At 70.2% G+C, this 12,594-nt stretch carries 10 protein-coding genes and 1 pseudogene; 8 read left to right on the forward strand and 3 right to left on the reverse strand.

The genetic code is table 11. The annotated features are described in order from the left end of the window. Positions 1–251 precede the first annotated feature (251 nt). The 4 genes and pseudogenes from ABZW18_RS23580 to ABZW18_RS23595 form a co-directional block, all read left to right on the forward strand. Entirely contained in the window at positions 252–1,052 is an 801-nt protein-coding gene (locus ABZW18_RS23580; RefSeq protein WP_356190549.1) for an ABC-2 family transporter protein, read from the forward strand. After that, on the forward strand, positions 1,045–1,941 hold the full coding sequence (locus ABZW18_RS23585; protein WP_356190551.1) for an ABC transporter permease: 897 nt from the start codon (positions 1,045–1,047) through the stop codon (positions 1,939–1,941). The genes ABZW18_RS23580 and ABZW18_RS23585 overlap by 8 nt, the downstream gene beginning before the upstream one ends. Before the next feature lie 6 nt (positions 1,942–1,947). Further along, on the forward strand, positions 1,948–2,913 hold the full coding sequence (locus ABZW18_RS23590) for an ATP-binding cassette domain-containing protein (RefSeq protein WP_356190554.1): 966 nt from the start codon (positions 1,948–1,950) through the stop codon (positions 2,911–2,913). Between the two features lie 51 nt (positions 2,914–2,964). After that, a pseudogene (locus ABZW18_RS23595) lies at positions 2,965–3,627 on the forward strand (DUF1707 domain-containing protein); the annotation flags it as partial. 304 nt (positions 3,628–3,931) lie between these two features. Here ABZW18_RS23595 and ABZW18_RS23600 read toward each other — a convergent pair. After that, complete coding sequence (locus tag ABZW18_RS23600) at positions 3,932–5,257, reverse strand: SGNH/GDSL hydrolase family protein (RefSeq protein ID WP_356190556.1); 1,326 nt, start codon at positions 5,255–5,257, stop codon at positions 3,932–3,934. A gap of 276 nt (positions 5,258–5,533) precedes the next feature. Here ABZW18_RS23600 and ABZW18_RS23605 point away from each other — a divergent pair, with 276 nt between their 5' ends. Beyond that, a complete protein-coding gene (locus tag ABZW18_RS23605; protein ID WP_356190559.1) occupies positions 5,534–6,898 on the forward strand; it encodes a DUF445 domain-containing protein in 1,365 nt (454 codons plus the stop codon). A gap of 295 nt (positions 6,899–7,193) precedes the next feature. Here the strand turns inward: ABZW18_RS23605 and ABZW18_RS23610 are convergent, their stop codons facing one another. Beyond that, positions 7,194–8,207: a CHRD domain-containing protein gene (locus ABZW18_RS23610; RefSeq protein ID WP_356190562.1), complete on the reverse strand. Its 1,014-nt coding sequence runs from the start codon at positions 8,205–8,207 to the stop codon at positions 7,194–7,196. Positions 8,208–8,438: 231 nt separating this feature from the next. On the opposite strand from ABZW18_RS23610, the gene ABZW18_RS23615 reads away from it, so the two are divergent. Continuing rightward, entirely contained in the window at positions 8,439–8,933 is a 495-nt protein-coding gene (locus ABZW18_RS23615; protein ID WP_356190564.1) for a hypothetical protein, read from the forward strand. A 358-nt stretch (positions 8,934–9,291) separates the two neighbouring features. Here ABZW18_RS23615 and ABZW18_RS23620 read toward each other — a convergent pair whose 3' ends face one another. Then, entirely contained in the window at positions 9,292–10,557 is a 1,266-nt protein-coding gene (locus ABZW18_RS23620) for a damage-control phosphatase ARMT1 family protein (RefSeq protein WP_356190567.1), read from the reverse strand. 363 nt (positions 10,558–10,920) lie between these two features. Between ABZW18_RS23620 and ABZW18_RS23625 the strand changes: the two genes are divergently transcribed. Then, positions 10,921–11,751, forward strand: a complete 831-nt coding sequence (locus ABZW18_RS23625) for a methyltransferase domain-containing protein (protein ID WP_356190569.1) — start codon at positions 10,921–10,923, stop codon at positions 11,749–11,751. Between the two features lie 56 nt (positions 11,752–11,807). Then, positions 11,808–11,978 (forward strand): transposase, encoded by a 171-nt coding sequence (locus ABZW18_RS23630; protein ID WP_356190571.1) that lies wholly within the window; start codon positions 11,808–11,810, stop codon positions 11,976–11,978. Positions 11,979–12,594 lie beyond the last annotated feature (616 nt).

Consider the following 12,594-nt stretch of genomic DNA (forward strand, 5'->3'; position numbering starts at 1 on the left):
GGCCACCGCCCCGGGTTGCGCCGCGGCGGGGTGTCGTGGGCGTTCGTGTCGGGCGATTCGCGTCGTACGCCCCGTAAGGAACTGTCGCATCAACGGACCTGTACGGGATCGGTGGCGCGCACTTGTGACGGCTCTGTGACAGGCCTCTCGGCCTTTCGAAACCACCCCATCGCGTGATAGTCGATGGCACAGTGTCCGCCGCCTGACGTAGGCTCCTGGGCTTCCGGAGCGAGCGGCGGGGGCGGGACGCGATGCGGTTGTACGTTGCCGTGGCGGTGAGCGGTTTCCGGCGTTATGCGACGTACCGGGTGGCCACCGCGGCGGGCGTGTTCACGAATACTGTGTTCGGTTTCATCATGGCCTACACCTACACGGCGCTGTGGGATGAGAGGCCGCGGCTGGGCGGCTACGACCTGCCGGAGGCGCTCACCTATGTGTGGCTGGGGCAGGCGCTGTTGATGACGTCGGCGATGATGGGCGGCGGCTTCTCGGACGAGCTGGTGGAGCGGATCCGTACCGGGGACGTGGCGATCGACCTGTACCGGCCGGCGGATCTGCAGCTGTGGTGGCTCTCGGCCGATCTGGGGCGGGCGGCGTTCCATCTGCTGGGGCGCGGGATTCTGCCGATGGTGTTCGGCGCGTTCGCCTTTGAACTCCTGTTGCCCGCCGATCCGCTGGTGTGGTTCGCGTTCCTGCTGTCGGTGGCGCTCGGTGTGGTGGTGAGCTTCGCGATCCGCTATCTCGTGGTGCTGACCGCGTTCTGGCTGATGGACGGCAGCGGTGTGGCCCAGGTCGCCAATCTCACGTGCGTGTTCTTCTCGGGGATGCTGCTGCCGTTGCCGCTGTTCCCGGGGCTGCTGGGCGAGTTGGCGCGGGTGCTGCCGTGGTCGGCGCTGTTACAGGTGCCGGCGGATGTGTTTCTCGGCAGGCACACGGGGTGGGGGCTGGTGCGGGCTTTCGGGTTCCAGGCGGCGTGGGCGGTGGCGCTGCTCGGGGCCGGGCGGGCGTTGCAGTCGGTGGCCACCAGGAAGGTGGTGGTTCAGGGTGGCTGAGGCGGGAGGTGGTGAGGCGCGAGGTGAGGTTCGGGGTGGTGAGGCGGGAGGCGGGCTGAGGCGCGCGGTGGTTGAGGACGGTCCGCTGGTGACCGGGGTGCGGGCGTACGGCCTGATCGTCGCGATGTGGATGCGGTCGACGATGACCTACCGGGCGTCGTTCGCCATGACGGCGCTGGGGAACTTCGCGGCGACAGGTCTGGACTTCGTGGCGATCATGCTGATGTTCTCCCATGTCACGGTCCTGGGCGGTTTCACGCTGCCCGAGGTGGCGTTCCTCTACAGCACGGCGGGGGTGGCGTTCGGTCTGGCGGATCTGGTGATGGGCAGCATGGACCGGCTGGGGCGGCGGGTTCGGGACGGGACGCTGGACACGCTGCTCGTACGGCCCGCGCCGGTGCTGGCGCAGGTGGCCGCCGACCGGTTCGCGCTGCGCCGGCTGGGGCGTATCACCCAGGGGCTGCTGGTGCTGGGCTGGGCGCTGACGCAACTGCAGGTGGTGTGGACGCCACTGAAGGTGCTGATGGTGCCGGTGATGCTGCTGAGCGGTGCGGCGATTTTCGCGTCGGTGTTCGTGGCGGGGGCGGCGTTCCAGTTCTGGGCGCAGGACGCGTCGGAGGTGCAGAACTCCTTCACCTACGGCGGGAACACGCTGTTGCAGTATCCGCCGACGCTCTTCGGCAAGGAGCTGCTGCGCGGGGTGACGTTCGTCGTGCCGATCGCCTTCGTCAACTGGCTGCCCGCGCTCCATGTGCTGGGCAGGGAGGACCCGCTGGGGCTGCCCGGCTGGCTCGATTTCGCCCCGCCGCTGGTCGCGGTGGGCTGCTGCGCGCTGGCGGGGGCCGCGTGGCGGGCGGGACTGCGTTCGTACCAGAGCACGGGGAGTTGAGGAGCGGTGGACGGTTTCATCGAGCTGGACGCGGTCGAGAAGGTCTTCGTAGTACGGCGGAAGGCGGGGCTCCTGCGCCGTACCAAGCACGAGGTGCGGGCGGTGGACGGTCTGACGTTCAGCGTGCCGCGCGGCGAGATGGTCGGCTACATCGGGCCGAACGGCGCGGGCAAGTCCACGACGATCAAGATGTTGACCGGGATCCTGGTGCCCAGCGGTGGCCGGTTGCGGGTGGCGGGCATCGATCCGGCGCGGGAGCGTACGCGTCTGGCGCGCCGGATCGGCGTGGTTTTCGGCCAGCGGACCACGCTGTGGTGGGATTTGCCGCTGCGCGACAGTTACGCCCTGGTGCGCCGGATGTACCGGATTCCCGACGACCGTTACCGCGCCAACCTGGAGCGCTGTGTCGAGCTTCTGGACCTGGGCAAGCTGCTGGACACGCCGGTCCGGCAGCTCTCGCTCGGCCAGCGGATGCGTGGCGACATCGCGGCCGCTCTGCTGCACGACCCCGAGGTGCTCTATCTCGACGAGCCGACGATCGGGCTGGATGTGGTGAGCAAGGCGAAGGTGCGCGGCTTTCTGCGGGACATCAACGCCGAGCGCGGCACGACGGTGTTGCTGACCACCCACGACCTGACCGATATCGAGCAGCTGTGCCGGCGCGTGATGGTGATCGACCATGGGCGGCTGATGTACGACGGGGGTCTCGACGGGCTGCATGCGGTGGGGGAGAGCGAGCGGACGCTGGTCGTCGATCTGGAGCGGGAGCTGCCGCCGATCTCCGGGGTGCCGGGGGTGCGGACGGTGAAGGTGGACGGGCCGCGGCAGTGGCTGGCCTTTCCTGCGACGCAGAGCGCGGCGCCGGTGGTCGCAGCGGTGGCCGCGGACTATCCGCTGGTGGATCTGTCGGTGCGGGAACCGGCGATCGAGGAGGTCATCGCCAAGATGTACGTGGACGGATCGGTGGTGTGAGGGGTCGGTCCGCGCTGTGAGGAACGGTCCGGGCTGCGTAGGGTGTTGTTCATGAGCGAACGCCCTGAACTGCCCGAGTTGCGGGCCTCCGACGCCGATCGCGAGCGGGTGGCCGAGGTGTTGCGCGAGGCCGTCGCGGAGGGCCGGCTGGACATGGAGGAGTTCGACGAGCGACTCGGGCACGCGTACAGGGCCCGTACGTACGCCGAGCTCGAGCCGCTGACCCGGGACCTTCCGGCCGCGGGCGCCGCAGCGCCCGTGGCGGCCCCCTCGGGCGAGCCCGCCGGCCGTACCTCCTGGGCGGCCAGGATCGGCGGCCGCGGTACGTCGAGCACCGCGATCGCGGTGATGGGCGGCTTCCAGCGCAAAGGGAAGTGGACTGTGCCCCGCCGCTTCACTGCCTTCGCGTTCTGGGGCGGCGGCGGGATCGACCTGCGGGAGGCGCGGTTCGCGGAGCGGGAGGTCGTGATCCGCTGCTTCGCGCTGATGGGCGGCATGCATGTCATCGTCCCGCCCGGCGTGGAGGTCGAGGTGCGGGGCACGGGGATCATGGGCGGCTTCGACCACACCGCGAGCGGCGACGGCGATCCCGGCGCGCCGCGGGTCGTGGTCACCGGCTTCGCGTTCTGGGGCGGGGTGGGCACGGAGCGCAAGCGCGTCAAGGGGGACGACCGGCAGCGGCTGGAGGGGCAGGAACAGCGCAAGTCCCTGGAGTGAGGCTCTTCTCCGCAGTCCGGAGTGAGGGGCGATTCCCCGGAGCCCGGGGTGACGGCCGATTTCCCGGAGCCCAGGGTGACGGCCGCTCCCGGGGTGAAGCGCTGGGCCCGCGGGACAGGGCGGCGGGGCACGGCGGCGGGAAGGGCTGGACGGGCCGGATGGGCTGTGTGGGCCGGAAAGGCTGTGTGGGCCGGACGGGTTGTGTGGGCTGGACGGGCCGGACGGGCTGTGTGGGCCCCCGGCGTGATACGCGGGGGCCCGCTGACCCGACGGCCGACGCCGTCAGCCGTCGGCGTCGGCCTCAGAGCGCGGCCGGGGCGGAGCCCTTCAGATGCGCCAGGTTCAGCGCCATCGCCATCGCCCGGTAGCCGTCGTCGCTCGGGTGCAGATGGTCGCCCGAGTCGTAGCGCGGAAGGAGCCGCTGCGGGGCGGCGGGGTCGCGCAGCGCCTGGTCGAAGTCCACGACGTCGTCGAACACCTGACCGGCTCGGATCTCGGCGTTGACCTGCTCCCGTACGGCATTGAGTCCCGGCGTGAAGCCGCGGTGGCCACCGAAGGGCAGCAGTGTGCCGCCGACGACCCGCATCCCGCGCGCGTGCGACTGCTGCACGAGTCGGCGCAGTCCGTCGGTGATCTTCTGCGGGTCGGTCACGTGCGGGGTGCGCAGGATGTCGTTCACGCCCATCTCGATGACGACGGCCTTCGCTCCCGTGCGGGTGATGACGTCGCGCTCGACGCGGCTGAGGGCGCTGGGGTTGTCCGGTGGAAACCGGAATCCGTCGCTGAGTACGCGGTTGCCGCTGATGCCCTGGTTGAGCACCCCGTAGCTGGGCGCGCCCGGTTCGGTGCGCAGCCGCTCGGCCAGGAAGTCGGTCCAGCGGCGGTTGGCCCCGGCGGTGGAGGTGATGCCGTCGGTGATCGAGTCGCCGAGTACGACGACCGCGCCCCGTGCCTCGCTGGTGAGGACGTCGACGGCGGTGACGTACCGCCAGGACGGGGTCTGCTCGGTGAACGTGGTGCCGGCCGTGTCCTCCGCCCGGTCGCCGCGGGCCAGGTAGGACGTCTGCCGGGCGTGCGGGTGGTAGGTGACCGGTCCGGACGGGGTCGGGGAGTAGGTGGTGATCAGCAGGTCCGCCGCGGCGGGGACGTCCAGCCGGGCCGGGTCGCTGACGACGGACTGCCCGCTGGGAATCGTCACCCCCGGATTGCCCGAGAAGGTCAGCCGGCGCATCGTGCCGGCCGCGGCGGTGGGGTTGCTGGGCGCGGCGGCGACGGCGAGCGAGGCGTGGGAGATGGTCAGCGGGCCGCTGCCGTAGAGGTTGGAGAGCTGGATGCGGGCGCCGCTGCCGCCGATGCTGGTGCGGACCACGTTGCGGATGGACATGCCCGCGTAGCCGTCCGGAGTGTTGGGCTCGGCCGCGGCGGGCGAGGTGGCCCAGGTGCCGACCCAGTTGCCCGCGGAGGCGGGCGCGGCGGAGTCACGGCGCTTGCTGGTGGTCGCGCTCATGCCCTCCTCGCTGTCGCCGATCCCGACGAAGATCGCGGTGGAGATGAGGACCACGACTGCCGCGAGTGCGGCGAGCCAGGCAAGGTGCTTGCCTGAGATGCGAGCGTGGCGCATGGCCATGCGCGGTGTGTCTCCTCGGACAGGGGAGCCCCAGGCTCCGGTTCGGCAGGTTGTGACATCCGGTCGGCGGCGGCTGCGGTGGCGCGGCCCGACGGGGCTACAACATGATCCCACGATCGGAGGTCCGCCCGGCGGCGGGGCCGGGTTCCGGCCTCGCCCACACAGACGCAGGGAACTCCTGGTCCGTTCCAGTAGTAAGCCAGTTAGTGCGTCACAGGGGAACACTGCACAGGGAAAGGCTCGAACGGTTCGACCGGATGGAGCGGATGATCGCGGATGAACGCGGATGAACCGGGTACGGCCCCTGGGGCCGGAGGAGTGAAGACCGCCGCCGGAGGTCCCCAGTCCGGCACAGGGGTGCCGAGCGTCCCGCGCGGCGCCTTCATCTACAGCGCCGCGGACGAGGAGAAGCGCCGCGGTGTGCGCCGTATGAAGACCTTCGCCACCGCGCTGCTGCTTCTGGTGGCCGTGGTCTACGTGCTGGCCAAAGGGGCGCAGTCCACGGGGGCCGGGGCCTGGGCGGGCTATGTGGCCGCCGCGGCCGAGGCGGGCATGGTCGGCGCGCTGGCCGACTGGTTCGCCGTGACGGCGCTGTTCCGCCGCCCGCTGGGCCTGCCCATCCCGCACACCGCGATCATCCCCACGAAGAAGGACACGCTGGGCCGGACCCTGGGCGATTTCGTCGGTGAGAACTTTCTCTCCTCGGATGTCGTACGGGAGCGGCTGCGGGCGGTCGGCATCGGCAGCCGGCTGGGCGGCTGGCTCGCCGAACCGGCGAACGCCGACCGTGTGACGGCCGAGCTGTCCACGGCGCTGCGCGGTGCCCTGACGGTGCTTCGTGACTCCGACGTCCAAGCGGTCGTCGGTGAGGCGATCACCCGTCGCGCGGACGCCCAGGAGGTCGCGCCGGGCATCGGCAAGATGCTGGAGAGGCTCGTCTCGGACGGTGGGCACCGCAAGGTCGTCGACCTGGTGTGCGTACGGGCCCACGACTGGCTGGTGCTGCACGGGGAATCGGTGATGGAGGCCGTGACGGGCGGTGCCCCGGGCTGGACGCCGCGCTTCGTGGACAAGAGGGTCGGGGAGCGCGTCTACAAGGAGTTGGTGCGCTTCGCGAGCGAGATGCGCGATATGCCCGACCATCCGGCGCGTGGGGCCATCGACCGTTTTTTGGCGGATTTCGCGGGTGATCTCCAGTCGGACACGGACACGCGGGCGCGCGTGGAGCAGCTGAAGGGGGAGGTGCTGGGGCGGCGCGAGGTGCAGGAACTGATCGCCTCCACCTGGGGCTCGGTGCGCGCGATGGTCGTGGCGGCGGCGGAGGACGAGCGCAGCGAGCTGCGGTTGCGGACGCGGACCGGGCTGCTGTCGCTGGGCGCGCGGCTGGCGTCGGACGACCGGTTGCAGGAGAAGGTGGACGGCTGGCTGGAGGACGCGGCCGTCCATGTCGTGACGACGTACCGGGACGAGATCACGTCGCTGATCACGGACACGGTGGCGGGCTGGGACGCGGAGCACACGTCCCGGAAGATCGAGGCGCACATCGGCCGGGATCTGCAGTTCATCAGGATCAACGGCACGGTGGTGGGCGCGCTCGCCGGACTCGTGATCTTCATGGTGTCGCGGGCGTTGGGGGCGTAGCCGGCGCCTGCCGTACGGGCATCGGGTGGTGGTGTCGGCGGCGTGAGCCGTACGGCGAGGGGGTCCGGCGTAGGGCTGGTGGCCGTACGGCTACTGGGTCCGGGTGCCGGGCTGGTGGCCGTACGGCTACAGAGTCCGGGCGCGTGCGGCCTGACGGGACGGCGAAGGGCCGGCGAGGGGCTGGGCCGGCGAGGGGCCCGGCGACGGGCCTGCCGCCGGGAGATGCCGTGATGGCACATCCCCCGGCGGCTGCCGCCAGGGCCGCCGTCAGACCTTCGCCAGGGCTGCCGCTCCGTCAGTGGAAGAGCTGCCCGCGGACGGCGCCGTCGGGGAACTCGGCGGTGTGCAGGTTGGAGTAGTAGTCGGAGGGGTTCCGGCGGACCCGGTCGACGACCTTCGGGTCCTGGTTCTCCAGGGTGCCGGAGACGGCGAAGATGTTCTGCGGCACCGGGTTGTTGAAGAAGTTGAACTGAATGTCGCCGTTCTTGCCGAACCGGCCCTTGTGGATGTGGCCGAGGCTGGGCGGGGCGATGTTGACCCAGGCGAAGGAGTAGTCGACGGCGCTGCCCTTGGGGTGGATGAAGGTGATGGCGTGCCCGTCCGGGTCGCCGACCTTCGAGGCGTCGTCCTTCGGCACCTCCTGGCCGCCGTCGGACAGCGCGAGCAGCTTGCCGCCCTTGAGGATGTCCAGCGGGTTGACGGGCTTGTGCAGCGGCTGGAGCTGGCCGCGGACCGCGCCGCCCGGGAACTCCTTGCTGTGCAGGTTGACGTAGAAGCCGGCCGGGTCGGTGCGGATCTGCTGCGCCAGTGCGGCGTCGGTGACGGTGGTCTGGCCCGCGGCGGAGTGCACGGTGTCCGGCATCGCGGTGCCGAACAGCGGGACCTTCACGTCGCCGTTGGCGCCCGCCTTGCCTTGGTGGATATGGCCGAGGGTGGGCGCGCCGATGCCCTTCCAGCGGAGAGCGAAGGTGACGCGGTCGCCCTTGACGCGTACGAGGGCATCGGCCTTGCCGTCGGCGTCGCCCACGGCGGGGCCGCCGGCGACGGGCACCTCTTCGGCGCCGGAGAGCGTGGCGGCGAGGAAGACCTGTGGCCCCCGCGCCGGGGTCTTGGGCGTCGTGTCGCCGTAACCGCCCTGGGCGGAGCCGTGGTTGCCGTGCGAACCCTGTGAACTGTGCGAACCCTGGGAACCGTCCGTGCCCTGCGAACCGTGCGTGCCCTCGTGCCCGTTGTGCGCGGCCGCGGGTGAGATGCCGACGGTTCCGAGGGCGACCGCCGCGGCGGCGAGGGCCAGAATGCGCTGGCGCATTTTATTCGTCCTTCCGTAATCAATCCGAGACCGACTTCGTGTGCGGCCTGCTACCCGGACTTACGCGGCGGCCCGCCGGATTGCTCAAAGGGATTTCTTTCGAAGCCTGTTGAACCCGGTGTCAGTTGCTCGCGTAGTAGTCGGTGGCGACGTCTACGGGGACTCCCGGAACGCCTCACCGGCACCGCGCGCCAATTGATCTCGACTCTTCGATGACGGGGAACGGAAATCATGCGTACTCGAAACGCTCTGCTCGCGGCGCCGCTTGTACCGCTGGCGCTGCTGACTCTCTCCGCCTGCGGTGGCGGCGGCGACGCGAAGGACGGCGGCGACACCGCCAAGGCGGCGGCCGCGCAGCCCGTTTCGGTCAAGGTGGCCGACTCGGACGCGGGCCCGATCCTGGTCGACCAGTCGGGCCGTACGCTCTACGGCTTCACCAAGGACAAGGGCAGGGGCGAGGACGGCGCGAACAGTTGCGACGCCGACTGCATCGCCGTCTGGCCCGCTCTGACCAGCACATCCGATGTGAAGGCGGGCAAGGGCACACAGCCTTCGCTGCTCCGCGGGACCGAGCGCGGCGAGGGTGCCACCCAGGCGACGTACGGCGAGTGGCCCCTCTACTACTACGTCGGCGACTCGGCTCCGGGTGACGTCAACGGGCAGGGCCTGGACGGCGAATGGTTCGTGGTGGCGGCCGACGGCAAGCTCGTCAAGAAGACCGTCTGAACAAACGGGTCATCGGGGGTGGGAGGCGTACTGCCATGCATGGCAGTACGCCTCCTGTGTGAATTCTGGGCGTCGGGCGGATGTCGAATTACTCACACGTTACTCACGTCACTCGCGCATCTCACCCGCCTCATGGCCGCCGTACAGAATTCGCCAATTCTTCCGTTGATGTGGCGGGGAATTGAGGGTGGCGTACGGGCATGCCGCGTACGGGGTGCCGAATCAATGCATCGGACCGGCAACGGAGTTGTCACGGTTCGTCGACGGAATTCGGCGCCGCGGAACGTCGGCCCGGTCCCATGAAGAAGCGCCGGCCCGGTAAAGAATCGCCGACCCGGTACCGAAGCGCGGCCTCGATCTATCGCCGCGCCTGGATCAGGGCGTGCGTGCCGCTCGTACGCCACTCCCGGCCGGTCGCCTCGAGTTCGTTCAGCATCCGCTCGCTCAAGCCCACGATCACGTCGCACTTCAGGGTGCGCAGCGCCACGACCGGCCCGGGGAAGTACGCCGTGGGATCCGCGAACGGGGTCGTCGGTGCCCACAGTTGGTCGCCGACGAGACGGCGGTAGTTCAAGTCACCCTTCATGATCGTGAGCGCGCAGGCCCCGAAGACCTCTCGCAAGTCCTCCGGCATCTCCTTGTAGGGCAGCGGCGCGCAGAAGAACGGATGGGCGCGCACATCAAGACGCCCGGCCTCCATGGCGGCCCACAGGCGCTTACCGATCTCCCCCGCCCGGCCCGGCGCCCGGACGAGGCGGCGCATGCAGTCGAGGACGTCCGCCATCGTCGCGTCGGAGACGTAGTACGGGTACGGCTTGATGTGCAGGACGACGTCCGACGCGTGCCCCTGGCTGATCAGATGGTCGATGAGGATCAGATCGGGGACGAGCTCCCGCCCCGCGTTGTCGGCAACCACGGAGACGGTCGCCGGTGCTCCGGTGGTGAGGAGCGACCACATCACCGCGCTGTCGTCGGCGACGAGCTTCGCCGTGGTGTCGCTGTCCGTCGTGTCTCCCGCCGAGATGCGGAAGCCGAGATCGGCGCGGTTGCCCCAGAGCGAGGCGTGGAGGAGCGCCTCGGCCTGTTCATCGGCCGGCCGGGAGGCGAGTTCGTCGAGGGCCCCGAGTTCCTCGTCGACGGTCGAGCTGTGCAACTCGGCCTGTTTGAAGGGAGCGAACGGGTCGACGCCGTGCCATGGCCTGGGATCGAAGTATCCGATGGCCGCGAGGAGTCTGCGGTAGAAGAAGCTCTCGGCCCAGAGGAACGGGACGTCGAACCACGATCGTCCGAAGTGTTCCCGTCCCAGGACGGACCAGGTCTCGTGGTCGTGTGCGGAGGTGTCGAGTGGCTGGATGTCGCCGCCGGTGATCTCCTCCAGGAGGGCGTCGAGCGCCTGCTGTTGGTGGGGCGTGAAGGGGAAGGCTTCGCGGATCTGCCGGATCAGGGCCGGATGGCGCTCGGCGAGGACGCTGTGGGAGAACGAGCCGGGGTTATTGCTCAAGATCACTGGAGCGCTGTTCTCGCCGCTGACCCGCTCCGGTCTCGAATCGGTCCTGCCGGACCGGCTGTTCCGGTCGTCTCCGCTGTCCCCGCTGTCTACGCCGTGCCGTGCTTCCCCGCTCATCGTTCGCGCGCCCTTCGTATACGGCTCATCCGTCGCCGACGTCAGCAACCACCCGCGCCAGCACCAGCACCCGCACCCCGCACCCCGCACGAGCACCTGGTCCTGCCGACGCCGCTGCTCCGCCGACTGCTCTGGGCCGGAGCCCTGGGGTCGATGGTTGCATCCCCAGGCAGGGGATCACGCCTTTCAGCCGAGCCGAGCCGAGCCGAGCCGAGCCGAGCCGAGCCGAGCCGGGCCGGCCCGAGGCGAGCCGGGCTGCGCCGGGCGGGCGCTGACGCTGCGACTGCCCCTATGCGAACCGCCGTTCTATAGCGTGTTGCAGAAGGCACAACCGTGCCATGGCCCGGATGCGATGATCGGGCCATGGCACGGGACACGCGGGGCACTCGCGACGTGGGGTACCTCCTGGACAATCGGCAGGCCGAGGCGGGGGAGCGGTTCACCGCGCTGTCGGCGCTCTTCGACCCGACGACGTTCCGGCACTTCGAGACGGTCGGGGTCGGCGAGGGGTGGCGGTGCTGGGAGGTCGGCGCCGGTGGCCGCACCGTGCCGGCCTGGCTGGCCGAGCGCGTCGGCCCGACCGGGCACGTGGTGGCCACCGACATCGACACCTCCTGGATGCGGGAGGCAGGCTTCGAGGTGCTGCGCCACGACGTGGTGGCCGAGGCGCCCCCGGCCGGGGGGCCGTTCGACCTGATCCATGCCCGGCTCGTGCTGGTCCACGTCGCCGACCGCAACAAGGCCCTGCGGTCGATGGTCGAGGCGCTGCGCCCTGGCGGGTGGCTGGTTCTGGAGGATGGCGACCCGGCGTTGCAGCCGCTGATCTGCCCCTACGAGTACGGGCCCGAGCAGGAGCTGGCCAACAGGCTGCGCCGCGGCTTCCGCGAGCTACTGCAGCAGCGCGGCGCGGACCTGGCGTACGGGCGCAAGCTGCCGTGGCTGCTGCGCGAGGCCGGGCTGGCCGACGTCGAGGCCGACGCCTACTTCCCGATCACTTCGCCCGCGTGCACCGTGCTGGAGAAGGCCACCGTCCATCAGGTCCGCGACAAGCTCGTCGCCGCGGGGTTGGCCACGGACGAGGAGATCGACCGCCACCTGGCCAACATCGCCGCGGGCGGCCTCGACCTGGCCACCTCGCCGATGATCTCCGCCTGGGGCCGCCGCCCGGCGGCCTACGGTCTATCGTCAATGTGATCTTGATTGGTGAATCATGGTGGGGTGATACGTCGCCATGAACTGTCCGATGCCCAGTGGAGTTGTTGCAGCCGTTGCTGCCGCGGACCTCGATGGGGAGTCCGCGGCTGGATGACCGGACGGTGTTGAACGGGATCGTGTTCACGTTCCGTGCCGGGGTGGCCTGGCGGGATGTGCCCGAGCGGTACGGGTCCTGGGCCACGTTGCACACCCGGTTCCGCCGCTGAGCCAAGGACGGCACGTTCGAGCAGATGCTTCACGCAGTGCAGGCCGAGGCGGATGCGGCCGGGGACATCGACTGGCTGGTGGCGGTCGACTCGAGCATCGTGTGGGCCCATCAACATGCCGCCGGCGCACCAAAAGGGGGCACTCGGGCACTCGGACCCGGCGCTCGGACGCTCCCGAGGCGGGCTGACCGCCAAGATCCACCTGGCCTGCGACGGGCGGGGCCGGCCGCTCGCCTTCGGCCTGACCGGCGGCAACGTCAATGACTGCACCCGGCTCACGGCCGTGATGGCCTCGATACGCGTGCCCGCATCGGGCCGGGACACCCGCGCTCTCGCCCCGATCACGTCATCGGCGACAGGGCTACAACTCCAAGGCCATTCGGACCTGGTTGCGGCGCCGAGGCATTGCCGACACCATCCCCGAGCGGGCGGACCAGGCGCGCAAACCGAGCCCGGCGCGGCAGCTGGGGCGGGCGCCCACCCGGCTTCGACACCAGCTCTACCAGCGACGCAACGTCGTGGAAAGGAGCAAGCCGTAATGCCCACATAGATGTGCCCGAGGAGGGGAACAGCCCTGTCATAGGGGTTGATGGCCTGCTCAACACTGCTGCCTTTG

This window comes from Streptomyces sp. NPDC004647 (assembly GCF_040609575.1).
In the GTDB taxonomy this organism is placed as follows: domain Bacteria; phylum Actinomycetota; class Actinomycetes; order Streptomycetales; family Streptomycetaceae; genus Streptomyces.

Coding starts and splice junctions, on each gene's coding strand:
- ABZW18_RS23580 (WP_356190549.1), top strand. CDS start 252: ATGCGGTTGTACGTTGCCGTGGCGGTGAGCGGTTTCCGGCGTTATGCG.
- ABZW18_RS23605 (WP_356190559.1), top strand. CDS start 5,534: ATGAACGCGGATGAACCGGGTACGGCCCCTGGGGCCGGAGGAGTGAAG.
- ABZW18_RS23615 (WP_356190564.1), top strand. CDS start 8,439: ATGCGTACTCGAAACGCTCTGCTCGCGGCGCCGCTTGTACCGCTGGCG.
- ABZW18_RS23620 (WP_356190567.1), bottom strand. CDS start 10,557: ATGAGCGGGGAAGCACGGCACGGCGTAGACAGCGGGGACAGCGGAGAC.
- ABZW18_RS23610 (WP_356190562.1), bottom strand. CDS start 8,207: ATGCGCCAGCGCATTCTGGCCCTCGCCGCCGCGGCGGTCGCCCTCGGA.
- ABZW18_RS23600 (WP_356190556.1), bottom strand. CDS start 5,257: ATGGCCATGCGCCACGCTCGCATCTCAGGCAAGCACCTTGCCTGGCTC.
- ABZW18_RS23625 (WP_356190569.1), top strand. CDS start 10,921: ATGGCACGGGACACGCGGGGCACTCGCGACGTGGGGTACCTCCTGGAC.